Annotated in this window: 20 protein-coding genes and 2 pseudogenes; 10 read left to right on the top strand and 12 right to left on the bottom strand. The window is 40.9% G+C overall.

All coding sequences use genetic code 11. The annotated features are described in order from the left end of the window. Window positions 1–352 precede the first annotated feature (352 nt). Both ACKTT2_RS31110 and ACKTT2_RS31105 read left to right on the top strand, forming a co-directional pair. The gene (locus ACKTT2_RS31110; protein ID WP_407894005.1) at window positions 353–1,255 is read left to right on the top strand and encodes a hypothetical protein; all 903 of its coding nucleotides are present in this window, start codon (window positions 353–355) and stop codon (window positions 1,253–1,255) included. Beyond that, window positions 1,252–1,914, top strand: a complete 663-nt coding sequence (locus ACKTT2_RS31105) for a hypothetical protein (protein WP_407894003.1) — start codon at window positions 1,252–1,254, stop codon at window positions 1,912–1,914. Before ACKTT2_RS31110 ends, ACKTT2_RS31105 begins: the two co-directional genes overlap by 4 nt. A 198-nt stretch (window positions 1,915–2,112) precedes the next feature. On the opposite strand, the gene ACKTT2_RS31100 is transcribed toward ACKTT2_RS31105, so the two are convergent. Then, window positions 2,113–2,613 carry a hypothetical protein gene (locus ACKTT2_RS31100; RefSeq protein WP_407894001.1) on the bottom strand — a complete coding sequence of 167 codons (501 nt, stop codon included), beginning with the start codon at window positions 2,611–2,613 and terminating at the stop codon, window positions 2,113–2,115. 300 nt (window positions 2,614–2,913) lie between these two features. On the opposite strand from ACKTT2_RS31100, the gene ACKTT2_RS31095 reads away from it, so the two are divergent. Further along, window positions 2,914–3,741 (top strand): class I SAM-dependent methyltransferase, encoded by an 828-nt coding sequence (locus ACKTT2_RS31095; RefSeq protein WP_407893998.1) that lies wholly within the window; start codon window positions 2,914–2,916, stop codon window positions 3,739–3,741. 36 nt (window positions 3,742–3,777) lie between these two features. Here the strand turns inward: ACKTT2_RS31095 and ACKTT2_RS31090 are convergent, their stop codons facing one another. Beyond that, window positions 3,778–3,918: a hypothetical protein gene (locus ACKTT2_RS31090; RefSeq protein ID WP_407893996.1), complete on the bottom strand. Its 141-nt coding sequence runs from the start codon at window positions 3,916–3,918 to the stop codon at window positions 3,778–3,780. Between the two features lie 372 nt (window positions 3,919–4,290). On the opposite strand from ACKTT2_RS31090, the pseudogene ACKTT2_RS31085 reads away from it, so the two are divergent. Beyond that, window positions 4,291–4,498: pseudogene (locus ACKTT2_RS31085) on the top strand (hypothetical protein); the annotation flags it as partial. Between the two features lie 908 nt (window positions 4,499–5,406). Here ACKTT2_RS31085 and ACKTT2_RS31080 read toward each other — a convergent pair. The 3 genes from ACKTT2_RS31080 to ACKTT2_RS31070 all read right to left on the bottom strand — a co-directional run bounded on the left by ACKTT2_RS31080 (window position 5,407) and on the right by ACKTT2_RS31070 (window position 8,293). After that, complete coding sequence (locus ACKTT2_RS31080; RefSeq protein WP_407893994.1) at window positions 5,407–5,622, bottom strand: hypothetical protein; 216 nt, start codon at window positions 5,620–5,622, stop codon at window positions 5,407–5,409. Window positions 5,623–6,013: 391 nt separating this feature from the next. After that, on the bottom strand, window positions 6,014–7,123 hold the full coding sequence (locus ACKTT2_RS31075; RefSeq protein WP_407893991.1) for a T3SS effector HopA1 family protein: 1,110 nt from the start codon (window positions 7,121–7,123) through the stop codon (window positions 6,014–6,016). A gap of 36 nt (window positions 7,124–7,159) precedes the next feature. Further along, window positions 7,160–8,293, bottom strand: a complete 1,134-nt coding sequence (locus ACKTT2_RS31070) for a phosphotransferase family protein (RefSeq protein ID WP_407893989.1) — start codon at window positions 8,291–8,293, stop codon at window positions 7,160–7,162. 517 nt (window positions 8,294–8,810) lie between these two features. On the opposite strand from ACKTT2_RS31070, the gene ACKTT2_RS31065 reads away from it, so the two are divergent. The 3 genes from ACKTT2_RS31065 (at window position 8,811) to ACKTT2_RS31055 (ending at window position 14,961) form a co-directional block, all read left to right on the top strand. Continuing rightward, on the top strand, window positions 8,811–9,911 hold the full coding sequence (locus tag ACKTT2_RS31065; RefSeq protein WP_407893987.1) for an NF041680 family putative transposase: 1,101 nt from the start codon (window positions 8,811–8,813) through the stop codon (window positions 9,909–9,911). Window positions 9,912–10,377: 466 nt separating this feature from the next. Then, a complete protein-coding gene (locus ACKTT2_RS31060; RefSeq protein WP_407893985.1) occupies window positions 10,378–14,550 on the top strand; it encodes a two-partner secretion domain-containing protein in 4,173 nt (1,390 codons plus the stop codon). A gap of 180 nt (window positions 14,551–14,730) precedes the next feature. After that, window positions 14,731–14,961 (top strand): type II toxin-antitoxin system HicB family antitoxin, encoded by a 231-nt coding sequence (locus ACKTT2_RS31055; protein WP_407893983.1) that lies wholly within the window; start codon window positions 14,731–14,733, stop codon window positions 14,959–14,961. Between the two features lie 309 nt (window positions 14,962–15,270). Here ACKTT2_RS31055 and ACKTT2_RS31050 read toward each other — a convergent pair whose 3' ends face one another. Beyond that, the gene (locus ACKTT2_RS31050) at window positions 15,271–15,483 is read right to left on the bottom strand and encodes a type II toxin-antitoxin system Phd/YefM family antitoxin (RefSeq protein WP_407893980.1); all 213 of its coding nucleotides are present in this window, start codon (window positions 15,481–15,483) and stop codon (window positions 15,271–15,273) included. A 302-nt stretch (window positions 15,484–15,785) separates the two neighbouring features. On the opposite strand from ACKTT2_RS31050, the gene ACKTT2_RS31045 reads away from it, so the two are divergent. The 3 genes from ACKTT2_RS31045 to ACKTT2_RS31035 all read left to right on the top strand — a co-directional run bounded on the left by ACKTT2_RS31045 (window position 15,786) and on the right by ACKTT2_RS31035 (window position 16,692). Further along, window positions 15,786–16,028 (top strand): antitoxin family protein, encoded by a 243-nt coding sequence (locus tag ACKTT2_RS31045; protein WP_407893978.1) that lies wholly within the window; start codon window positions 15,786–15,788, stop codon window positions 16,026–16,028. Window positions 16,029–16,171: 143 nt separating this feature from the next. Beyond that, window positions 16,172–16,399 carry an addiction module protein gene (locus ACKTT2_RS31040; protein WP_407893976.1) on the top strand — a complete coding sequence of 76 codons (228 nt, stop codon included), beginning with the start codon at window positions 16,172–16,174 and terminating at the stop codon, window positions 16,397–16,399. Continuing rightward, window positions 16,396–16,692, top strand: coding sequence for a type II toxin-antitoxin system RelE/ParE family toxin (locus tag ACKTT2_RS31035; RefSeq protein ID WP_407893974.1), 297 nt, complete (start codon window positions 16,396–16,398; stop codon window positions 16,690–16,692). Before ACKTT2_RS31040 ends, ACKTT2_RS31035 begins: the two co-directional genes overlap by 4 nt. Window positions 16,693–16,783: 91 nt before the next feature. Here ACKTT2_RS31035 and ACKTT2_RS31030 read toward each other — a convergent pair whose 3' ends face one another. From ACKTT2_RS31030 to ACKTT2_RS31005, 6 genes and pseudogenes are all read right to left on the bottom strand, one after another. Next, window positions 16,784–17,800, bottom strand: a complete 1,017-nt coding sequence (locus tag ACKTT2_RS31030; protein WP_407893972.1) for a bifunctional riboflavin kinase/FAD synthetase — start codon at window positions 17,798–17,800, stop codon at window positions 16,784–16,786. A gap of 171 nt (window positions 17,801–17,971) precedes the next feature. After that, window positions 17,972–18,520, bottom strand: coding sequence for an NADPH-dependent FMN reductase (gene ssuE, locus ACKTT2_RS31025; RefSeq protein WP_407893970.1), 549 nt, complete (start codon window positions 18,518–18,520; stop codon window positions 17,972–17,974). Continuing rightward, window positions 18,513–20,219 (bottom strand): tryptophan halogenase family protein, encoded by a 1,707-nt coding sequence (locus ACKTT2_RS31020; protein WP_407893968.1) that lies wholly within the window; start codon window positions 20,217–20,219, stop codon window positions 18,513–18,515. The genes ssuE and ACKTT2_RS31020 overlap by 8 nt, the downstream gene beginning before the upstream one ends. Before the next feature lie 250 nt (window positions 20,220–20,469). Further along, the gene (locus ACKTT2_RS31015) at window positions 20,470–21,516 is read right to left on the bottom strand and encodes a methyltransferase (protein WP_407893966.1); all 1,047 of its coding nucleotides are present in this window, start codon (window positions 21,514–21,516) and stop codon (window positions 20,470–20,472) included. A gap of 105 nt (window positions 21,517–21,621) precedes the next feature. Beyond that, window positions 21,622–23,208: a cyclic peptide export ABC transporter gene (locus ACKTT2_RS31010; protein WP_407893964.1), complete on the bottom strand. Its 1,587-nt coding sequence runs from the start codon at window positions 23,206–23,208 to the stop codon at window positions 21,622–21,624. After that, window positions 23,189–23,479 (bottom strand): annotated as a pseudogene (locus ACKTT2_RS31005) (hypothetical protein); the annotation flags it as partial. The gene ACKTT2_RS31010 and the pseudogene ACKTT2_RS31005, both read right to left, overlap by 20 nt. Window positions 23,480–23,685 lie beyond the last annotated feature (206 nt).

Genomic DNA, 23,685 nt, shown 5'->3' with positions numbered 1-23,685 from the left:
AATGCTCATATTCATCTACAATGTAATAACTATATACTTTTCTATTTTCTCATAGATACTATCTTTGTCCAAAAGCTTTTCCACAAATAAAAAATAAAACGAATAATTTTTTTGAAAATCTCGTCAAAACGCACAAAGTCAACATCATAGTTAGGCACACGATGCTAATACGCACGTTTTAGTTTTCAGTCTCAAATAAAAGCACAAAACTTGTAATATTTTTATTAGTCACTATAGAATAAATATTTATTTTAATCAAAATTAGAAAATCGCAGTAAGCTAATTTTATGTAAATCAACTAATTCGTTTTAAAATTATACAGAATGGTCTACAAATTTAGCTTTAATAATATATGAATTTCTGGATTTTAATAGCGGAAAGTGGCGACATTACAGAAGTACCAAAAGGCACACCTGGTGCAATTGAGGTTGCATTGGACGAACTTGCGAAGCTTAAAAAAGGAATTATGAGTGATGAGCAACTTCAAGCATCTGTCAGTAGAGGGTTTGCCAATCCAGAGCATATGGAAAAATTGCTTAAACGCAGTGATATTCCTTTGTCTAAGGTTTTTCGTGTACGTGTAAATTTGTCGTCAGCACTATCGAACAATAAAATACATAAAGAAAACTGGCAAGCTATTATCAGTAAATTAAAATCAGCTAAGACAGTAGACGAATTTGACCAAGTATTTGCAGAACTGCGTCATCCTAATCGTCTTGTACACTTAGGTATAGTGGCTGAAGATTCCTTAATTTTTACAAGTGCAAAGAAAGGGAACGACTACACGTTAGGCTTAATAAAAGTTAAAATTAATCCAGTATCTGAAGCAGATACCCTGTATATTGATAATAATGGTATTATCCACATTGATGAGGTAAAAAATACTGCTAATGCCCTGCGTGATAAACTGTTGAAAACTCCGGAGCAATTAGAGAGAATGAAGGACTGGTGCAATTTGGATTCCGTTAATAGAGAAATAGGAGTTGTCATCGAAACAGAAAATGGTTGGACAAATTTATTTGCAGCTCGTCCTGGGGAAACATCTGTATTAAGAACTTTAATTGATGAACGAGTGCCACTTACTATTGGTTCTTATAATATCAGTGTTTTTCAGATGGAACAATTATGGAATGCTGTAGCAAGAAAGTCAAAACAACTTAAAAAACAAGGCGATTGGTCAAATTGGAATGATTTTTACAACAAAATGTCAACTATTTTAGATGCAGAAACTTTTTTAGGAATTTCTCTTATATGAAAACTAACAATTTCCCGCATATGTTACCTAGACTTTCTTATCCCTGGCAGATAAGTAGTTATACACAGCGTCGCCATAAAATTCAAACACTAAATTACGGTTACAATGAGATTCAAGAAGCTCTCAATGCTTTAGAGCAATGCTTAGAAACTATTTCACTACTTACGCTTCCCCCCATAGAATCTATTCCAGAATCTATAAGGGAGTCTTGGGATTTTTCAACTGAAGAATTAGCAGAAAGGATGCCAACATTAGATGACTTCAAATTTAATCAAGTCACAGAATTTTTAAAAGAAGAAGCAGCTGAATCTATTTCTAGACAAATGATTGAGGATGTCGCAGCATGGTGGATTTGGTCAGTAATACAAGATATTATTAAAGTAATTTTAAGATGGCTGGAAGACTCTTTGAGGAAGATAAATAATGATGTTTTAGTTTCACGTTTTCTTAATATTGCTCAACATTATTGGCTGCGTATTGAATCACATTTAGCAGAATCTCTCTTAAGCCGTAGTGCTATTATAGGTTGGGAAAAAGCTTTACCTCTTCTTGAATCTGTAGAAACTAACGCGCAAGCTTTGTCAAAAGTAAAAGCTACAGCACAAGATTATAAAGAATTGATATTAAGAGTTAGTCATAAAAATTCAAGTTTTGGTTAGGTAGGAACAAACAAAAATTATCCACGACTAAAAGCTTTCTGCATCTGCGAGTGCGGTTGGAGTAATTTTAACGAGGTATTCCATTTCATGTTTCAAGCGTAATTTCTAAGTCTCTGAAGTTTAGACTAACGCATGACAAAATGACTCAGCAGTAGTGAGTTGACAAGTTACACGTCCCACAGTAGAAAAACTAAAAGGTTAAGCGGACTTGGGTTGTTCTTTTTTTGGTGTAGTAGTACTTTTTCTGACTACAGGATAGCGAATTCTACGTAGGCGGGCTTTGCCAGTAGGCCAGCCAGGTGACTTTCCACGGGGTTTGGGTGGATGTGATGGTGTACTAATCGCGGCGAAAACTCCGGCCATTGCCTGAGCCACCCGTCCTGGCGACAACTTGGACTGTTTCTTTTGCCAAGGTAAAGGATTGTCATGTACAATCCCATGTGCAAGCCAGAGTTGCCAAGTCATCAGGGGTAAAAGGTCGCTCCAGGTTTGACATTGTTCTGGAGTACTCAGTTGGGGCAAAGTCCAATGCAAGCGTTGTTTTGCAAAACGATACCAGTGGTCAATGGCAAACCGACGGCAGTAAAGCTGCCAGAATGAGGATAAAGCAGGCATCTCTAGTCCTACCCATGCCAGCCATAAAGGTTTGGTTTTTGGCACACCAAACTCATCTAAGCGCTGAATTTGAATCAAATTCATGGAATGATCTTTGGACTGTTGGAAATGAAGATTACACCAGAGACGGATAGATAATCGACCCATTTTTGAGTCGTTGACCTCGACGATTTGGTCAGCTGCCCACCAGGTAGTAGAGTCATTGAGTTTAAATTTATCACCGGGGGCGACTGTAGACGGGGTTAAGCCGGGATACGCGCAAAATAGGACATATTGTAAATAAATGTTACACAACCTACTTTCTTGCTTTACTAACTTGCCCCTATATGGTATAAAATGCGACAAAAGAGTTAAGCTTGAAAATGACTTGCACGGGTAAGAATCATGGCAGATTCGGTCAAAATATTTAATGAGTATTCAAATCGAGACTTAGAGCAACGGAAGGTTTGGTACACGCCAGTTGTGGAAGCTTATGATCGAGGCAGACCCCGCTATCCTGAAGCACTAATACAGCGAGCGATTGAAGCCGCTCACCTTTCCCCTGACTCAACCATTCTCGAAGTCGGATGCGGGTCAGGAATTGCGACGATTAACTTTGCTCAGTTGGGATGTGCAATCGATGCGGTAGAACCGAATCGAGATTTCTACCAAGTTGCAGCACGTCGTCTTGCAGCATTTCCGAAGGTTCAACTCTTTCAGGAATCCTTCGAGGAGTGGCAAGTTCAACCACAAGCGTATGAAATTGTACTAGCAGCAAATGCTTGGCACTGGATATCATCCGGTATCAAATATGTGAAAGCATCACAGACGTTACGAGAGGATGGTTCTCTCGTTTTACTTTGGAACCTGACGCTTGAGCCAAGTCATGAAGTTCATCAAGTCTTGAATCAGGTTTATCAAGCTTACGCGCCCGCGAGCGCACCTGAGTACGAAGGTCGAGAGAAACAAGCTGAAATTGCCGCAGGCTTGGGAAAACCTGTCGGGGATTCAGGATTGTTTGAGCCTCCCTCCACAGAAATCTTCCCTTGCGAACAAACCTATAGCGTTGATCGGTATCTCGATTATTTGAGTAGCGGTTCACAATACGTAGCCTTAGAGTCGCAAGTGAGAGTAAATCTATTTTCGGGATTGAGAACTGCGATCAAACAGCAATTTAAGGGCGAAATTCACCTGTTTAACTTAGCTGCATTTCAAATTGCGCGGAAGATCTAAATATTATACCGCAGACATTAGATGAGATTGGGGCTTTTATTTTAACTTAACCGACTCCAGCATCCAATGAAAGAGCCAAAACACGCCTAATAATCGTTGTTTGAGTTCTTTCGGTGATTGCATTTGGACAAGGCTGACGATCGCACGCCTCTGATATGTCTGAGATTTTTCAGCCAAAACTGTCTTAAAATTATCAGTTTGATTTTTCCTTGATATCACATCATAAAATTTAAAGCAACTTTTTTAACATAACTTTGTATCGTGTCCCATTTTGCACGTATCCCGGCTAGACCCCGTTCTCAAAAGAACTAGAGAAATCTTTTCGTTTTGCCAAATATCTTCAGGAAAGATGAATTTTTGAAAATGATTTTATCAAAAACCATCTGCATCGGAGCGAATCAAAGTATGTTCACTGTGTCCATGTTTTTTCAAACATAAAGAAGGACTTTGATTCGATGTTGCGTCAGAGATATGAAGTGGATAAAGAATTTATTATTTTGATTCAATTACTTGGAGAACTGGATGATTCCATGTCAAAAATTGATAAGATTTAAAAAAGCTCGTCATTGGCACCCAGGGCGTTGAGGGACGTATCAGTTTTCTGAAACGCTCCTTTGGATTAGAACGTTGTTTGTATCGGGGAGAACCTGGATTTTCTCGTTGGGTTGGCTGGGGAATTATTGCTCATAATTTAACTATTATGGGTCGCTGTCTCGTCCAAAACGAATCCTCAAAAAATCACAAGTCTAGAAGTTGAAAGCTCACCACAACTCAATCTAAGTGTTTAGAAAGATGGAATGACAAACTCCTCTATCATCAGTCTCTTCCAAAATATTTATAGCCAGTCAACCACAAACTTTTGGTCAGCTTCTCTCTAATTTTCCGAACACATAATCACAGTCAACACGATTTGAATCTCACTTTTGTTGAGTTTAGTCCCCATATATTAATACTGATGATTTATCAAGTTTTGTCACTAATTTGTTCAAGAGTTTCGCACCGGAAACTAGTCTAAAGTCCAGGAGTAAGTTGTTAGTTGAAATCGCTATAGCAGTCGTAAATGATATCATGTCCGGGTGAACACTTATAAAAAACGAAGAACCTCACCCGCCTACGGCACCCTCTCCTTATTAAGGAGAGGGTATTAAGCGGACTTGATATGATTGTTCAAGAAGGCAGAGGGCAGAAGGGAGCCAATTGGAAGGGGATTGAAACCCCTCCCAATTGGGAGCTACCAAATCTTCGATTTGGAGGGGGCTTCATACCCTTACTCCTTTCAGTCGTGGGCAGAGGTCGGAGGCATTCCTTCTGCCTCCTGCCTCCTGCCTCCTGCCTTTCCCGGTGAAAAACAAGATCCCCGACAACTCTTACGAAGTTGGGGATCTGAAGGCTAATCAATATTCAAACCTTGAAAACTGCGACAAGATAGCGATTATCCGCCCAAAGCCGCTGTACCGAGACATAAACCAAAAGCAACACCAGCCAGCCTTACTGGGGAAGTAAGCTGCTGGCTGGTAATAAAATTATTCGGATGCGAGGTAAGCACAAATGTTTATCGGGTCAATTGACACTTTGGGAGCAGTGCCAGGTATTGATACGCCTGCGAATAGTGTGTTTTTGATGCACCTTATAGTATGAGAGGGTTATTTGGTAATCAAACCCTCCTTACAGCTCAGCATAAACTCCAGGGATTATAATCTGTGCCAGAAATGAAACTTGTACTTCCCCTCCCCCGACGTGTGTTCCAGCTCCCCCGGCTATTGTCTTTAATTCCTCATCTCCGAGTGAGTCTGACAATTCCCAATTTCCAAAAAGTTCCCGTCCTTTGGAGGCTTCAGTTGTATTGGTTACTGCTTTTTGTTTGTTCATTTTGTTAAACATAACGTTCCTGTGTTTTGTGAATGTTAAATAGTTGTTACATCGCTAATTTACACAATTACAACTTGATGAGCAATACCTTTTTTAAATGTCTTACTTTTCCTACTTTTCCTACTTTCTTTTCCTACTTTTATTACTTTCTCCACTTTGATTAGTCAAAAAATTTTACTTCAATAAAAACTGTTTAAAAGGATGTTTTAAAAGCTGATTTTTATGTATCCTGGCGATTAAAATCACGGCTATACAGACAAAACCTGGCTTCGCAGGTTCTGAAACTCTTAATTTTTCATTAGTCCACGGAGGTGGACTTTGCCTGTGTAGTAGCGTTCGCGTAGCGTGCGCCTTAGCGCATATTATATTCGCCCAATACTTTTGAAACTTTCAAGTACAATTATCAGAATAAGCTTGTGTAGACATCAGTTGAGTTTGGATTCAAATGCACACGCTTCAAGTCAATATTCAAACGAGAAAACTGCGACAAGATAGCGATTATCCGCCCACTAGCTGTACTGAAGCCTTGCTCTGTAGCTTCTAGCAACCCCTGCGCGACAATTGAAGTGCGATTCGTTCCAAAGCTTTCTTTGACAGCAAATTTTTGGTCTGGTTCCTCAGCCAATCCTAACCCTGGTGCTAGTTGCAAGGTGAATAGCGGCACTTCTGACTTAAAATACGATTCGTTCTCTTTGTAAACAGTTGTTATTACCTGCTTAATTCGGTCATATTGACTTTTCTCAAAATACAAAACTCCTGAATCATAGCGCTCATAGTCTTTTGGGTTGTATAAAACTTTAAAACTAAAAGGAATCGCTATTTCATTTAAGCGCCGCGTTAGGCTTCCCATCACCGCAACAGCACCAGATGGAGTCAAATTGAAATAAATTCGTACTAATGGTAGTTGACTTTTTGTATCCGACCGACTTTTTAACCCCTGATTGCCAACCGCCATGTAAAAGCCATTTTGCACTCGATTCTTAGGCAAAAGGACAGCGACTACATCACCCACACTCGCTGTATGTTCAGTAGATTGAAGATGGCGCAACTTCTCGATATGTAGCCTCAAATTATTTTTACTGACTGCTAATGTACCATCAGTTTCTTCTTTGACAACAGACCAACCACGGTCAAAGTGACCTTCTCCACAATTACTTTTATGCAATTGCTCATAAAAGTCCACATCTACCCCTAAATAAGTATTATTTTCTAAAGTTGGGGGCAAATTATTTCCCGACCCATCTAGTGCTAACGCACGTCGCAGAGAACCGTTGTAATATATGCCGTAGAGAAAATTCTGTAATTGCAGACTCAGATATTTTTGCTGCATTTGCGGATTGAGTTTCTGAAAACGGGCAGCTGCCTCAACTGGCAATTCCAATGGTTTGTAATCGGGATGAGATATCGAAAAATTTGCTCCAATTTCCACTTTATGAGCAATATCTTCTAAAACGGACACTAATCGCTCACTTACCCCAGCCTGAATCAAAGTTTGAGTAGAATCGGAATGCATAATTATTGGCAGAATTTTCTCAAAAAGTACATTCATTCAACTTAATTCAACAGCAGTACCAAAAATCGTTGGCATTGACTGTTGTGGATTGCATAATAACGTCTTCGCAACCTGCAACATAGCAATACCCGTATTGCTAAAAGATTTTTGATGCTGAATTGTTGCCTGAATCTGTTGAATCAAAGCAAAACCCACATATTGCACCACTCGCTGCCAGAAATCGGGGCGATGTTCTAAAATTTTGGGAAACGTATTCTCATAAGCATAAGCCAATGCAGCGATTGAAGGCTGAACCTGTTCCAAAGGCGTCACAGCCAAGCCTAAAGATTCCTCAAGACTTAAAGACTTGCTGATAACTAAGCTATCCAGCCAGATTAGCACATAGCTACTAATGAGAGTTCCTAAATCCATTGCTGGATCTCCCCACGCAGAACGTTCCCAATCAATCAGCCGTATAATATTTGTACCCCCATGCTGCCAATTGTTGTGCAAAAGAATATTATTCAGTTTTAGGTCATTGTGAGTCAGACAACTTGCACTAAAAGTACTACCTAATTGGGCGATCGCTTGCCCCAAACTATCATACCGCTGGTAGAGGGCAAAAAACTTCAACCCCTCATCTGGTACTGAACCAAAAATTTCTGGCGGAATCCTTTCTAAGCTGCCGATCAAATTCTTTACAAACTCAGAGGCAGATTTTTGAGAATTTTTCTGGAAAAATTCTTCATATTCCAGGCGGTTGAAAGTGTCACGATGAATAGTTGCAAGTATTGTACCAATAGCGTTCGCGATTTCAGTGTTGAAGCTATTTTCCTTTTGGTAAAAATTACTTAAATCGTCATAGTCATCTCTATAAGTCTGGACAATAATAGAATTCTCTTTGTCAAAATGCAGCACCTCTGGCAAAAATAAGCGTAGGTGATTGAGTTGGTGAAAATCGCTGTAAAATTCTTTCAGCAGCCACTCACCCAAAAACTCACCCGCTGCTTTCCCTTGTTTATGCGGCTCTTGCTTAACCAAAAGCTTACGAGTGTCATTTAAAGTTACTAATAAGTTAAAGTTTTTAGCTACAAGTGGCTCTACCTTACTGGTTGCTTGTTCGGAATTATTGCACAAGCCATGCTCAACTAAATACTCGAAAACATTATGGGAATTTAACAGGAATGGCATAAGTATACACTGGTAACAGAAATGGTTGCAAAAACTATTGAAATGCGATCGCTCAAGCCGTAGAAGGTTAAGTAGTTTTGCATAACCCTTGGTATTGTAATAGATATATGGAAGTCCTGTATAGACAAATGGAGTAACTTGTTAGTTGAAATCTCTATAGTAATCCTATTTGATTTATAAAAATCGCACATGCTCAAATTCCCGACTTCTTTAAGAAGTCGGGAATCTTATATCTTGCACCTGTAGGGATAACCCGTAAATCAAGAGGCAAAAGTGTAACAAGGCAAAATAAAAGAAACTTAAGTACTCTATCGTTATTAATTTTTCTAAAATTAGTAGTGTTATCGCGTAGAAATACTCCAAGCGCTATCAAACAATTGAACTGAATAACTGGACTTTAGACTAGAGAAGAGCGATCGTTAAAAAATAAGTATGCAAAAAATGAAGGGATGCTTGTAATAACAAGCACCGCAGTAGCGGAAGATGAAAGAAGCACTACCAACCTTCATCTACCGTTATGGATGTTTTTGCACAATTGAGAGAGTTCCGTCAAGCAGCTTATGATTATTTATGCTGGGCAAAGGATGCAACATTTGAATTGATGGATGCAATATTGCTCACACGTAACGCATACAGTCTGGCAGATTTATCGATGTGTCCAGCATTCCGTCGTCAGTGGCCAAGTATCTATGAAGCAATACAGGATACAAGACCACAGCGTCACAAATTGATGCGACTATACGCCAAAAACATCCCAAAACAAGAACGTATTATCCTAGCAGGAGATTATACTGCATGGTCAAGACCTGATGCTCCGACTCTTCGAGAAAGAACATACGAGCATTATACTACTGGTGGAAGAGGTAGTCGTCCCATTACCGCAGGATACGGATACAGTACCATAGCCTGGATACCGGAAACTGAAGGCAGTTGGGCATTACCATTAAGACATGAGCGCATTACCAGTTGGGAAAATCCGATAGATAAGGCTGTATGGCAGCTAAAACAAGTGTGTCAAGATTTACCATCGCGACCAATCACATTATGGGATACCGAGTATGGATGTGCGCCATTCGCGATCAAAACAGCCGATATTAACGCCGATAAACTAATGCGGTTGCGCTCCAACCTATGTTTATGGGGAGAACCACTACAATATTCGGGACGGGGAAAACCAAGAGTACACGGAGATAAATTTAAACTAAACGATGCCAGTACATGGTCTAACCCGGAACAAACAATTGAACTTGAAGATACAAAGCTGGGTAAAGTCAAAATTCGCTTGTGGACAAGAAAGCATTTTCGTCTTTCCCCACACCATCCAATGTCTATTATACTGGTGGAAAGGCTTCAAGAGGATGGCTCCCCACGAGTCCATAAACCAATGTGGTTAGCATTTTTTGGTGAGGAAATGCCACCTCTGTCTGAACTGTGGAAACTTTATTTACGACGTTTTGCAGTTGACCACTGGTATCGGTTTATTAAACAACGTTTGCATTGGACTCTACCTCAGCTTTCCACTCCCCAACAATGTGACCGATGGAGCGACTTAATGCCACTTATGACTTGGGAGTTATGGTTGGCGCGTGATATCGTCAATGACAATCCCCTCCCTTGACAGAAACAAATCAATAAACTTACCCCAGGACGAGTTGCACAAGCTATGCCTGGGATTTTGGTCAGAGTTTCTACTCCTGCCAAACCACCAAAACCACGTGGTAAATCTCCTGGTTGGAAGAAGGGACAGTCTCGCTAACGTAGAATTCGCTATCCCATAGTTAAAAAACGTACTTCATATTCACGTAAAGCCGAGCCGAAACCTGCTTGATTTGAAATCTTTCTATTTTTTTAGTTTGCTTCTTTTCAACTCAGGGAAGCTGAGTCATTTTGTGCTTTTTAGTCTAAAGTCCAGTAAGTCTGCATAGGTAGAAAAATGTATTCTTTGTTGCAGGTCTAGGCAATTCAATTTTCAAACAAAAGGTGGTATCGTCAATAATGGGTAGTTTAAACAGTGTGGTCTATTTAAACGCAATTGGCTGTGAGAGATTAGCAATCAATCGCTGATATGATTTTGGGGGACTTTTATGGCTCAGTGTTCGCAGCGACGGAACTGGAAATTATTGCTGGTCAGTACATTGGTGTTTTGTGGAGTCAGCACCAACTCTAGAAATTGTGCTCTAGCCCAACTCGCACCGGATACCACTTTAGGTGCTGAAAGCTCTGTTGTTACTCCCAATATTCTTATCAACAATCTGCTTAGCGATCGCATTGATAGCGGAGCGATTCGAGGAGCAAACCTATTCCATAGTTTTAGTGAATTTAATGTTGATAATCAACGGGGTGTGTACTTCACCAATCCTGTTGGCATCCAGAACATTTTGAGTCGTGTGACGGGGAATAATCCCTCCAATATTCAAGGGACGCTCGGTGTATTGGGTAATGCCAATCTGTTTCTAATTAACCCAAATGGAATCATTTTTGGGCAAAATGCCAGTTTGGATGTGAATGGTTCGTTTGTGGCGACGACAGCGAACGGGATTCAGTTTGGAAACTTAGGGACTTTTAGTGCGACAAATCCAGAAGCACCTTCATCGTTACTGACTATTAATCCTTCAGCGTTGTTGTTTAATCAGATTAATCAAACTGCATCGATTCAGAATAATTCAATTGCAGATGCAGGAAAAGACCCTGCAGGTATTGGCACCATTGGTTTGCGGGTTCCAGATGGTAAGAGTTTGCTGCTTGTTGGTGGTAATGTCAGCATGGACGGGGGAGAATTGAATGCTTATGGTGGGCGAATCGAGTTGGGAGGATTGGCTGCTCCTGGTAATGTAGCACTTTTGTCAGATGGTAATAATTTCAGGTTAACCTTTCCTGAAAATGTTCCGCGAGCAGATATATCTCTGACCAATGGAGTTGGGGTATATGTGGAAGCTGCTGGTGGTGGAAGTATTGCTATCAATTCCCGCAATTTAGAGATTTTAGACGGTAGTGAAATTGTTGGAGGGATCGGACCAGGTTTAGGGACAACAGGAACTCAGGCAGGAAGTATCACAATTGATGCTACAGGGCAAATAAAACTTGCAGGGACAAATAGCGTAATTGCCAACGCAGTTCGAGAAGAAGCAGTAGGTAATGCTGGTAATATCACGATTAAAACTGGCTCTCTTTCTGTGACTGATAGTACTCAAATTAGTTCGTTCACCCGAGGACAAGGAAATGCTGGAAATATAACGATTCAAGCAAGAGATGCAGTCACTTTTGATGGAGGACTTTTATCAAGCGGAGTTGATAGCAGTGCAGTGGGGAATGCTGGAAAAATTGACATCACTACTGGTTCGCTTTCTCTAACAAATGGCGCTCAAATAATTTCCTTAACTAGAGGACAAGGGAATGCGGGCAATATAACCATTCAGGCAAAGGATGCAGTTACTTTTGACGGCTTTAAATTTTTGAACGATAAAAGTAGTTTTTTTACAGTCTTACTGAGTAATGTGGAGGCTGGTGCAGTAGGCAATGGTGGTAATATCGATATCACTGCCGGTTCATTATCTCTAACTAATGGTGGACAATTATTGGCTGGAGTGAATGGAAAAACTAATACGCTTCCCGGTGGGCAAGGTACTGCTGGTAATGTAAAGATCAACGTGCGTGACTCCTTTACAATCTCTGGGACAGATAGCAGAATTTCTGGACGTTTGGATACTGGAGCCGTAGGACGAGGTGGAGATATCAACGTTCAAGCTGGAAATGTTTTTGTAAAAGATGGTGGGGAAATCGCTGCTTTTACTGACGGGAAAGGGGATGCAGGTAACATTTCCATTGGATCTCGTAATGTAATTTCTCTAGATAGAAGTGCCGTTGCAAACTTAGTTCTTAGTCGTGAAGCTATTGGTAATGCAGGAAAAATTGACATTACTACTGGTTCACTTTCTCTAACAAATGGCGCTCAAGTAAGTTCTTCCACTCGTGGACAAGGAAATGCGGGAAGTATCACCATTCAGGCAAAGAATGGGGTTACTTTTGACGGATTCCAATTCTTTGACAATAAAAGTAGTATTTCCTACACGGCAATACTTAGTGAGGTGGACGCTGGTGCAGTAGGTAATGGTGGTAATATCAATATCACTGCTGGCTCATTATCCTTGACAAATGGCGGAACATTACAGACTGGTATTCGTGAAAAATCTGAGACTCTTCCTGGTGGTCGAGGTATCGGTGGTACAGTAGATATTAACGTGCGTGATACACTGACAATTTCTGGCGCAGATAGTAGCATCCTTGGAAGTTTAGGTACTGGTGCAATTGGGCGTTCTGGGGATATCAAAGTTCAAGCTGGAAATGTTTTCGTAAAAGATGGTGGGGAAATAATTTCTAGCACTTTTGGTAAAGGGAATTCAGGTAATATTTCTATCACAGCCCGTGATGCCATATCTCTAGATAAAACATCATATATTGCTAACAGTATCCAGCGTAAAGCAGAGGGTAATGCTGGAAAAATTGACATCACAACTGGTTCGCTGACTGCAACTAATGGCGCTCAAATAAATAGCTTTACTCGCGGACAAGGAAATTCAGGAAATATCACGATTCAAGCCAGGGATACAGTCATTTTTGATGGGAAAGGTGATAATGGATTTCCCAGTGCTTCATTTAGTAATGTTTTAGCTGGTGGAGTGGGTAATGGTGGGAATATTAGTATCACTGCCGATTCATTATTTTTGACAAATGGTGGAACATTAGAGACTGGTATTCGTGGAAAATCTGAAACTCTTCCTAGTGGTCAAGGTACCGGTGGTACAGTAGATATCAACGTGGGTGATGCACTGACAATTTCCGGTGCCGATAGCCGCATCCGTGGAAGTTTAGAGACTGGTACAATTGGGCTTTCTGGGGATATCAAAGTTCAAGCTGGAAATGTTTTCGTAAAAGATTGTGGGGAAATAATTTCTAGCACTTTTGGTAAAGGTAATGCAGGTAATATTTCCATTACAGCTAGTAATGCCATATCTCTAGATAAAACATCATATATTATTAACAATGTCCAGGATCGTCAAGCTGAAGGCAATGCTGGAAAAATTGACATCACAACTGGTTCGCTGACTGCAACTAATGGCGCTCAAATAAATAGCTTTACTCGTGGACAAGGAAATTCAGGAAATATCACGATTCAAGCCAGGGATACAGTCATTTTTGATGGGAAAGGTGATAATGGACTTCCCAGTGCTTCTTTTAGTGATGTGCAAGCTGGCGCGGTGGGTAATGGTGGCAGTATAAATATTACGGCTAGCAACTTGTCTCTAACAAACGGTGGACAATTAGGGGTTGGTGTCTTCGGAACCTCTGACAAACTTCCACCTGGAGAAGGTAATGGTGGCATCATAAACATAAACGTGCGCGATACACTTACCCTTTCAGGGACGGATAGTAGTATACGATCGGGTTTAGGTATTGAAACTTTAGGGCGTAGTGGCGATATTGAAATTAAAAGTGGGAAAGTTGAAATCATAGACGGTGGAATTATCACTAGTCGTAGCAGAGGAAGAGGTGCAGCAGGCAAGATTGATATCAAAGCTAACTCTGTCCGCCTCAATAACGGTCAAATCATTGCCCAAACAGCTTCTACTGATGGAGGCAATATCAATTTAAACCTTGGACAATACTTATTTCTACGCGATGGAAGCCAAATTTCCACTACCGCAGGAACAGCCCAAGCGAGTGGTAATGGTGGCAACATCACAATTAATACACCCTTCCTCATCGCAGTTCCTAATGAAAACAACGACATCACAGCCAATGCCTTTAGGGGTACAGGTGGTAATATTAACATTAATGCTCGTGGAATTTTTGGTATTGAAGCGCGTTCCCAAACATCAAACCAAACAAATGATATTACTGCAAGTTCAAACCTTGGCTTACCGGGAACTATTAATGTTAATTCTCCTGATAACAGTTCCATTCAAAATAGTCTCACCGAACTCCCCACAAACGCGATCGATACCAACACACTTATCGCTAATAGTTGCATAGTCCGCAGTCAAAAAAAACAACAGAGTAGTTTCACCATTACGGGTACAGGTGGTTTACCCCATCGTCCCGGTGAAGTGTCAGTGTCAAGTTATTCTACAGGTGATATCCGTAATGTCACGATTGAAAATACATCACATCTTTGGAAAAAAGGCGACCCTATTATTGAACCACAAGGAGTTTATCGACTCTCAAATGGTCAATTGGTAATGAGTCGAGAGTGTCAGTAGTTACTGTCAAAAGTCCTTTGTCATTGGTCATTGGTAAAAGTTTCAAACTTGTTTACGTTTTGTAACATAGTTTAGGGCAAAGATGGAGATGATGCTAGATCTTATCAGGAAAAAGACGTAAAAAATGCAATTTGATTGGGTAGAAACAATTAGAAAAGCTCGGCAGGAGGAAGAACAAAAATGAATTCTCACTACACTATAGTCATTCAATGGTCTAATGAAGATAACTGTTATGTCGTTAGTTTTCCCGAGTGGGGAGAGTTCTGCCATACTCATGGAGATACATACGAAGAAGTACTGCAAAATGCTCAAGAAGTTCTAGAAATGTTAATTGAAACATCTATAGACGTCGGTGAACCTTTGCCAGAACCAAAAACTCTGGGGCAATCTTTCCAAGTCCAAGTCGTCTAAAAATAGGAAGTCTGCCCTCATGTCGTTAGCAGAATTTTTGCTAGAATAAAAACGCCGACTTTTTAAGAATTAGGTTAACGGATAGCCAGATCGATCGCTTGGACATCACTCTGTAAATATGTTGAGCGATTAGTCCCTTTCCGCCATAAGATTACCGATCTTCTTCTCCTCCTTCTTCGTGCTCTTTGCGTCTTTGCGGTTTATTTAATTAAGTAATCTCCCTTGCGGGATAGGAGTAGTCGAGTATAGTCGCTCTTGTATGTCAGCGAGGTCTTTCATTACATTACGGAGAATTTGAACTGTGTACACCTATACCTCTATACCCAATTCCGCTTTCGCTTGCTCCCAAAGAATAGCCTCCCCCTTTTGTTCTCGTACTTGACAAATTTCTTCGGCGTCTTCTAAGTCTTCTAGAAGAGTCAACAGTTGTTCCCAATCTTCTAAACTGAGGAGTACGGCAGACTTCTTTCCTTCGGCATTAATGACAAACTGAACTTTCTGTGATAACTGTATGGTGTTCATCGTTTCATTACATTGTAATCTTTCACTGAAATATTTGAGGGAGTGCAATGCCTGACTTTACCCAATTGTAGAACCGTAAAATGTATATTACTTGCCTTCGGGACAGCTTGTCTTGAGTCGCAAATATTCTCAACAATTATAAATTGAGTTAAATGCGATAAGCCGGGTACGGCTTGCGCTTCGCGATAAGCCGGGTACGGCTTGCGCTTCGCGAACGCAAATGCTGAATTTTTTTGTAATGCAAGTACTCAAAGCTAAAATAGTGGTATTTAATCGCAATGCTTGGCAAGGAGTTTTCCTATATGCCCCATGCCCTTAAAGCCATTTATCGTAATGGCACGTTTATTTTAGAAAGATCGTGTGATTTGCCTGAAGGGGCTGAGGTAGAACTGCTCATCCAATCACCTCAAACTGTGTTACCACTAATCGCCGATCCTTCAACTAAGCAACGTTTTTTACAAGCTTTAATTGAGCGGATGCAGCAGAATCCGATTCCACTCAATGCTCCTCGTTTAACACGGGAAATGCTGCATGAACGCCGTTGACACCAACATCTTGATTTACATTAACTGTAAGAGAGCTACAGAAATAAAAAAGAACTCACCTAAGCAGTCCTGAATGATTCAAGATGGGCGATTAACCTAAATTCATCTTAGAATCAAAATACTGATTAAAAAACACGACTACCATGAGTGCTCATCCCCTCCTCAAAATTGAAATTTCTCAACTTAGTATCGCTGAGCGCATCCAACTAGCCGAAGATCTCTGGGACAGTATCCTAGAGCAGCAAGACGAAGTTCCTTTAACCGACGCACAGCAGCAAGAACTCGATCTCCGCCTAGAAAGATATCACCAAGAACCTACCTCTGGCTCGACATGGGAGGAAGTCAAGCAAAGATTAGGCTTTTCCCTATGAGCTATAAACTTATCATTCGTCCAGAAACAGAATTGGATATTCAAGACGCTTTTGAGTGGTACGAAGCACAAACTTCAGGGTTAGGCTCTGAGTTTGTCCGAGCAGTCGATACTTGTTTATCTGGGATTGGACGTAACCCCCTCATCTATCCAATGATTTACAAACAAGCACGACGAGCATTAGTTCGACGTTTTCCCTATGGTATCCTTTACGTGTTTGACCAAGACATCGTTTCTGTCATTGCCTGCTTTCACAGCAAACGTAATCCTAAATCATGGCAAGATAGGCTTTAAAGACTATCACGTTTTCATCTGCGTGCATCCGCGTGTATCTGCGGTTCCATAACTTTTTTATGAATTGCATCCAAGTAAGAACAAAGAAATTTTATTCAGATCGCAAAAATTTTTCTAGCTTCACCACTAGCTTTTTACCATACAGATCGCCGAACCAATTTAGCAGATGTACTTCTACACATGGATAAGCGCTATTCATCGTCGAACCGTTGCTTATATTCATCACACCTGGGTAGGTAAGGGGAATAGCATCTAATGTCTCATCTATGTCAAAAACACGGACAGCATAAACACCTGGGCGGGGTAAAAATTTTTCTTTTGGTAGTTGCAAGTTAACGGAGCAAAAATCAGTGGTTTTGCCACTAAATCTTTGACTTTTAACGACTTCTCCAATAAGGGTGTAAGGTCGTCCTAGCAGTTGATTTGATTGTTGAATGTCGCCTCTTTCCAAATGGTGGCGAATCAGTGAACTACTAATAGGTTCTTCTGTAGTGTCTGTGGAAAAATCTCCTGCACAAGTTGTGTGCAAGGGAACGATGGTGACGGGGATGTCATATTGAGCAGCGAGGAATTGCAAATCCTTGGCAGTACCACTGCGCTTTCTGCCAAAACAGAAATCTTGCCCGACGCTAATATGCCGACATTGCAGTTGTTGTACTAAAATCTTTCTGACGAACTCTTCAGGAGTCAAAGCAGTCAATTCTTTGTTAAAGGGGAGTAATACCAGTTGTTCTACTCCAAGCGATCGCAACAGCTGGACTTTTTCATCTAATGGTGTTAACAAAGCATGGGTTCGTCCTGTAAAAAACTCTTGTGGATGAGGATGAAAGGCGACAACTGTAGGGTAAACATATTCTTTGGCAAAGGTGAAGGGTATCTCCTCAAGCAACTGACTCCTTTTGTTGGCTAACCCATGAAGAGCAGATGGTCGGGAAACACCAGTCGAGCATTCCCCGCACCTGACTTGATTCAAAACAGGTTGAATGACCCGTTGATGTCCGCGATGCAAACCATCAAACTTTCCGAGAGCAACAGCGGTTGGGGTTAACGCCTCAGAAGTAGAGTAAGCCACTCTCACATTATTGGTATAATTTGCTATTTTTTCCATCACTATTACAGTATTTCTTAAATAAATCCACTGGCAATTCCTCGTCTTTTTTCTCTGCGCTCTGGTGCGCCCTCTGCGGTTTATAAGTAATTTAACCGCCCAGACGCAGAGTACACAGAGAGAAGGGAGTAATTGAGTCTTGGAATTTGACTCAATTACTACGGCTGAAAATTACGCACTAACCAATTGCTTCTGCTTCACAGTATTGATAAGTTCTTGGATAGAAATTTGTAATCTTTCCTCAATCTCAGTGTCTAATTGAATATGTCCTTGCTCATCAAACTGGATTTGTGAACTAACAACGTAAACGCCTCTAAGGATGTGGGTGGCTCCCATTGTTGAGAACAAGGGCTTCATCGCATAGTCAATTGAGAGTAAATGGTTGATTGACCCACCTGTTGCAATTGGTAGAATAGTTTTTCCAGCAAAAGCATACTGTGGCATCAAATCTAACAAAGCTTTGAGCGCTCCTGTGTAAGAGGAATTATAAACAGGTGTGGAAATAATAACTGCTTTGGCTTCCTTTATCAGAAACTGTAGTTCCTTCAGCTTTGGACTTTCAAAATTGCTGTATATCAGATCCTCTGGTGGTAAGTCGCGGACTGTAATAGACGCTGTTTCTAATCCATGTTTGACAATTAGCTCTTCAGCATATTTCAATATTGCGCCAGAGCGAGAAGTAAGGAAAGCATTGCCGTGAATGGTAATAATTTCATGCATGATTGTGAACCAGGGGTTGGGGGACGGGGATTAGGGAAGAAGAATTTTCATTGGTTCTGGTGTACGAAAGTGTATTTTTAGCGAGAGAGAGAGAGTTATTTTCGCTAAGATACTCCGATCGCTCTTGAGACTCGATAGCGTATGTTAAATATTCATACTGAGACGGTAAGGTAGCAATTAAATGCTTGGCTCTTTGTTTGATAGCATTAAATGCAATGATGGCGCTGTGTTCGTCTATATGATTCAAAGCAGGTAAATTGTTTAGAGGTACGTGATTGAGTCCAAGCAACATGACAGAATAAGAGTAAGACTCGAAGCCGTGATAATTTGGATTGATGTTCTTGTTGTTTGGCAATCGAGTTTTCCACAATCGCAGTTTTTCACTCAGTTCTTCCGGAACCCTGATTTCGTGCTTTGTTGCTTTCCAAAACGGCGTATCCACTCTGTCACTAGCACAGTAATGCATTACCAAGAAGTCACGAACACCATCTATGCATTCAGCGATAGTTTTGTTGTAGCTTTTAATCAATTCCTCATTAAAGGTTTTGTCTGGGAAGTGACCGATCAACTCTTCAATACCATGTTGGATAAAGAATATGCCAGTAGACTCTAAAGGCTCCACAAATCCACTGGATAGACCGATCGCAACACAGTTCTTCACCCAGGAATCGCGGTTTCGCCCTACTCGAATCTTGATGTGCGATGCTTTGCAGTTCTCTGCAACTGGTCCTAAGTGCTGGCGAAATTCTTGTTCTGCTTTTTCTTCTGATAGCAACTCACTATAGTAAACATACCCCGTACCAATTCTGCCGTATAAAGGTATATTCCATACCCAACCAGAGGAGAGAGCCGTAGCTGTTGTATAAGGATTGATGCCATCTTTCTTGATGTTGGTTGGGACTTGCATTGCGATCGCTCTGTCGCACAACAAGGACTCAGAGAAAGAGATGAATGGCTCACCCAAAGCTTTGTTAATCAAAAGACCCCGGAAACCCGTACAGTCTATAAACAGGTCACCATTAATATAACCATGCTCTCTGGTGATAATGCGATCGATATTACCATTCTCTGCTAACTTAACGTCTACAACATCGTCAATAATTTGCTTAACACCCCTTTGCTTTGCATAGTCTTTTAAGAATCTTGCGAGTAAATTGGCATCAAAGTGGTAAGCGTAGGGAATTTGAACCTTGTGATTTGCCAGTACACTTTTCTTTGACCCGGACTCACGGGAGAATATGTTTTGAACTTTATCGTCAAAAACGGTACCATCAAAATATCTGGGAGAACGCTTATTATCGCACAACCACGGGATAAGGAAGCAAGCATAATCAAATGGTTCTTCATCGCGCTTCATTTTTAGCCACCATTCGGCGATATCGAAACCTTCTACTGTTTCATATCTTTGGAAAGGATGGTAGAAGTGTTGTCCTTGTGCGTTCCAATTGATGAACTTAATTGCCATTTTGTAACTAGCATTACATTTGGGCATCCATTCATGTTCTTCTAAACCGAGAAAATCGAAGAATAGTTTGATGGTACTGAAAGTTGCTTCACCAACTCCAACTGTTGTGATGTTGGAAGATTCAACTAAGGAAATCTGAATATTTTTATCTAAGGCTTTGCTTAAATATGCTGCAGTCATCCAACCTGCAGAGCCACCACCAACGATTACGATGTTCTTGATTTGCTGTGACATATTGAAATTCCTCCTAAAGGTTTTGATGAGTTATGGATTGTCAATTTCAGGAAAGGTTAAGCAGGTGAGTAAAATAAGTCCGAACGAGGCTTTTGAGCTTCTTTACCCCACCCTAGCCCTCCCCTTGTAAAGGGGAGGGAACTTAATCTTTTGTCTCCCCCCTTTACAAGGGGGGATTAAGGGGGGTAAATCTTTTGACAAGGGGGGATTAAGGGGGGTAAATCTTTTGACAAGGGGGGATTAAGGGGTTTTAAATTTTTACAGCTTCGATAACATCTATGGGAGCTTGGGTAAAGATAACTTTGTTGACCATGAAGCCAGCTGCAGCTAAAAGTTCTTGATATTCGGTTTCTGTGCGCTCTTGACCTTCACCCATTAAAAGCATATGCAGATCGAACCATTTACTTAAAGATCGCTTGTTGGCAGGTGGAATCACTGCCTCGAAAATGATAAGTTTACTATTCTCGTTCATTACCTGGTGGCAGTTCTTGAGAATGGTTAGAGCACTCTCATCATTGCAAGTATGAAGAATCTGCTTCAAGATATAGGCATCACCTCCGCTTGGCACGAACTCGCAGAAGTTTCCTCCCATAATTTCGCAGCGTTCTGCAACTCCTTGTGCTTCGATATAACGTCTTGCTCCTTGAGCAACGGGTGGTTGGTCAAAGAGAATACCCTTCATTGTTGGGTTTGCCTTGAGAATTTCCGCAATGAAAGTGCCTTGTCCGCCACTCACATCCACAATTTTGCCGATCGCTGAAAGGTCATAACTAGCTAGCAGAGCAGGTATAATCGACGAGGTAAAAGCATTTATCGCTTCGGATAAAATTTGCGCTCTTTCCGGGTGCTGTGCTAAATATGCAAAGGGTTCCATCCCGAAGACATTCTCAAACGCATTTTTTCCGGTTTTGACGCTATGGAGTAAGCTTCCGCACACTTGCCAGAACCAAGGTTCGCCAAGAATGATTGCAAAATCACGCATTGAACCTGGAATATCAGTTTGGAGACATTCTCCAAGAGGTGTTAGCTGAAATTGTCGATTTTCTCCTTCTGCAAATATACCATGACTGGACAAAGCACGCAACAACCGATATAAAGATTGAGCATCAACATCAGTTAATTTTGCTAGTTCATCACTGCTTTTTGCACCGTCTTTGAGTAAGTCAGCAATACCTAGCTTGGCTGCTACGTAAATTGTTTGTGTTACAAACGTACCATTGCTCATTTGTAACAGTAATTCGGGTAAGTTCATTTGGTTAGTTTGGTTGGTTTTGTTGATAGTTTCTGTTGTCAACATATTGGTTATTTGTCATTGGTTCTTGGTCATTTGTCATTGGTCGTTTGTCATTTGTCATTGACCTGTTTATTCCTGTGTGCTGACTTAACTTGAAATTAAATGAAATTACAGAGCTAAGCTGACAGGATATTGGTCATATTCGAGTTTGCCGTTATCAAGCTTCACAATTCGGTCTGCTAAGTGGAAGTAGTGGTCATCGTGGCTGATGACTAAAAGTGTTTTACCATGCTGTTTCAATTCTGGTACTAGTTGGGTGTAGAAAATCTCCTTAAACATTGGGTCTTGGTCAGACGCCCACTCGTCGAATACATAAATAGGTCGGTCTTCTAAATAAGCCGTCAAAAGTGCGAGGCGTTTGCGTTGACCTTGTGATAGTGCAATACTAGAGAAAAATCTATCTTTAACTTGCACTTTTTTGTCTAGTTGGAGTTGATTTAGGTAGTGCTGAGTTCGTTTATCTATTCGTTCTCCTTCAAATCCTAAAAGGCGATCGAACAAGTAAAAATCTGAAAACACTACTGAGAAATGCTGGCGATACCACTCTCGATTATTATCAGTAATATTTTCTCCACCTAGCCGAATTGTGCCACTTTCAGGAATGTAAAGTCCGGCTATTAACTTCACTAATGTAGATTTCCCACTACCATTACCACCAACAATAAAGACCAATTCTCCGGGAGAAAATGTTAAGTTAATTGGTCCTACAACAAATTGAGTTACTTCCGCTTCTCTTTGATATGCATGAGTCACTCCCATTAACTCTAGTTTTTGATGTTGAGGCTTTAAATCTGATGAGAGAGAAACATTAGGTTCGGTTGTTTGAGCAACTAGCGATAATCCCAAAGATTCTATCTTATTTAAAGCAACATTGGCTTTCGTTAATTCGGGTAACATTGCTGCTATCATTTGTAGTGGCATAAGCATGAAGAGTATTGTCAGCACATAGCCTGATAAGACACTTATTGGTATGTCACTTAGTAAAGGTAAAACAAAGAGCAACAACCCTATCGGAACACATAGCATGAGCAGTGCTGAACCCCCAACAACCGCAAATATAGTCATTGCTGCTACTTGGTATCGTCGAGATGCTGTAGCTGTAGCTTGTACGTCTTCGCGGAAAAATGCTTGACGGCGCTGGTAGTGTAGTTTCAGTTCTTTGATACCTTCAGTTGTGGTTTGGAAGTGGGTAAACAAGCGATCTTGCTGTTCGCGTGCTAGTTGAAACAAATGCCTGCCTTTTCCCATGAAGAAGCCACCGAGCGAGATGCCCAGAAATATATACACTACTAACAGTAAAAAGACTTTTACTGAGAGCCAGCTCAGATAAAGCATACATCCGAGCAAAATTGCCAGATTGAGGCATAGAATGGAAAGGGAAAGGGAGGCTTTAGAAATGGCTTCCACATCCTCTGTTAAGCTGGCGAGTAATGTTGGGATGCCAAGCTCTTCTAATCGGCGCAAGGGACAAGCTAGAATGCGTCGAGTTAACTGCATTCGTAGATCGAAGACGATCCGTTGTGCCAATATGGTAAGAAATATCTGAGATGGTGCATTAGTGAGCAATATCAGCAAACACAGACCTATAAAACTGTTAGCCAGAACTGATTTTGGTAGTTCTGTATTCGTTAAAGAGATGTTGATAATAGCAATCAGACCTGTACTACTTGCTCCACTAAGTAGTCCTGTTAGCATGGCTAAAGCCACGTTCTTCCAAGAAGTTTTTAAAAGTAGCTGTATGAGTTTCATTCATCATTATCCGGTTATTTAGAAAGTTTTGCGACCAACGACTAACAGTTTGACTCATGACAGCCATCTGTTGCATCAATTCGTCATATTGCTGTGGCGTTAAAGATTGAGGACCATCGGAAAGAGCTTTTGCAGGATCGGGGTGAACCTCTATCATTAAGGAATCGGCTCCTGCTGCGATCGCTGCTAATGCCATTGCTGGTACATATTCTGCGTAGTTCTTGGCTGATTCGTTGAATTTCTTGGACAGAAGTTCCTGTTTCTATGACTACAATCATTGTTTGCTCAATTCCGGTAAAAAAACTTTTTTCTTGAGATTCATAAGTGAAGCCTAATAAATGTCTGTAAATGTTGGGTTTCGTTCCTCAAACGCCACGTCACTCAACGGGGGAAACCCCCGCACTTTTTGTGGCTCCCCAACCT

The organism is Scytonema hankhaensis NUACC26 (assembly GCF_045865695.1).
Lineage (GTDB): Bacteria > Cyanobacteriota > Cyanobacteriia > Cyanobacteriales > Nostocaceae > Scytonema.
The sequence above is the reverse complement of the archived record's forward strand: the minus strand, read 5'-3'. Positions and strand labels throughout refer to the sequence as shown.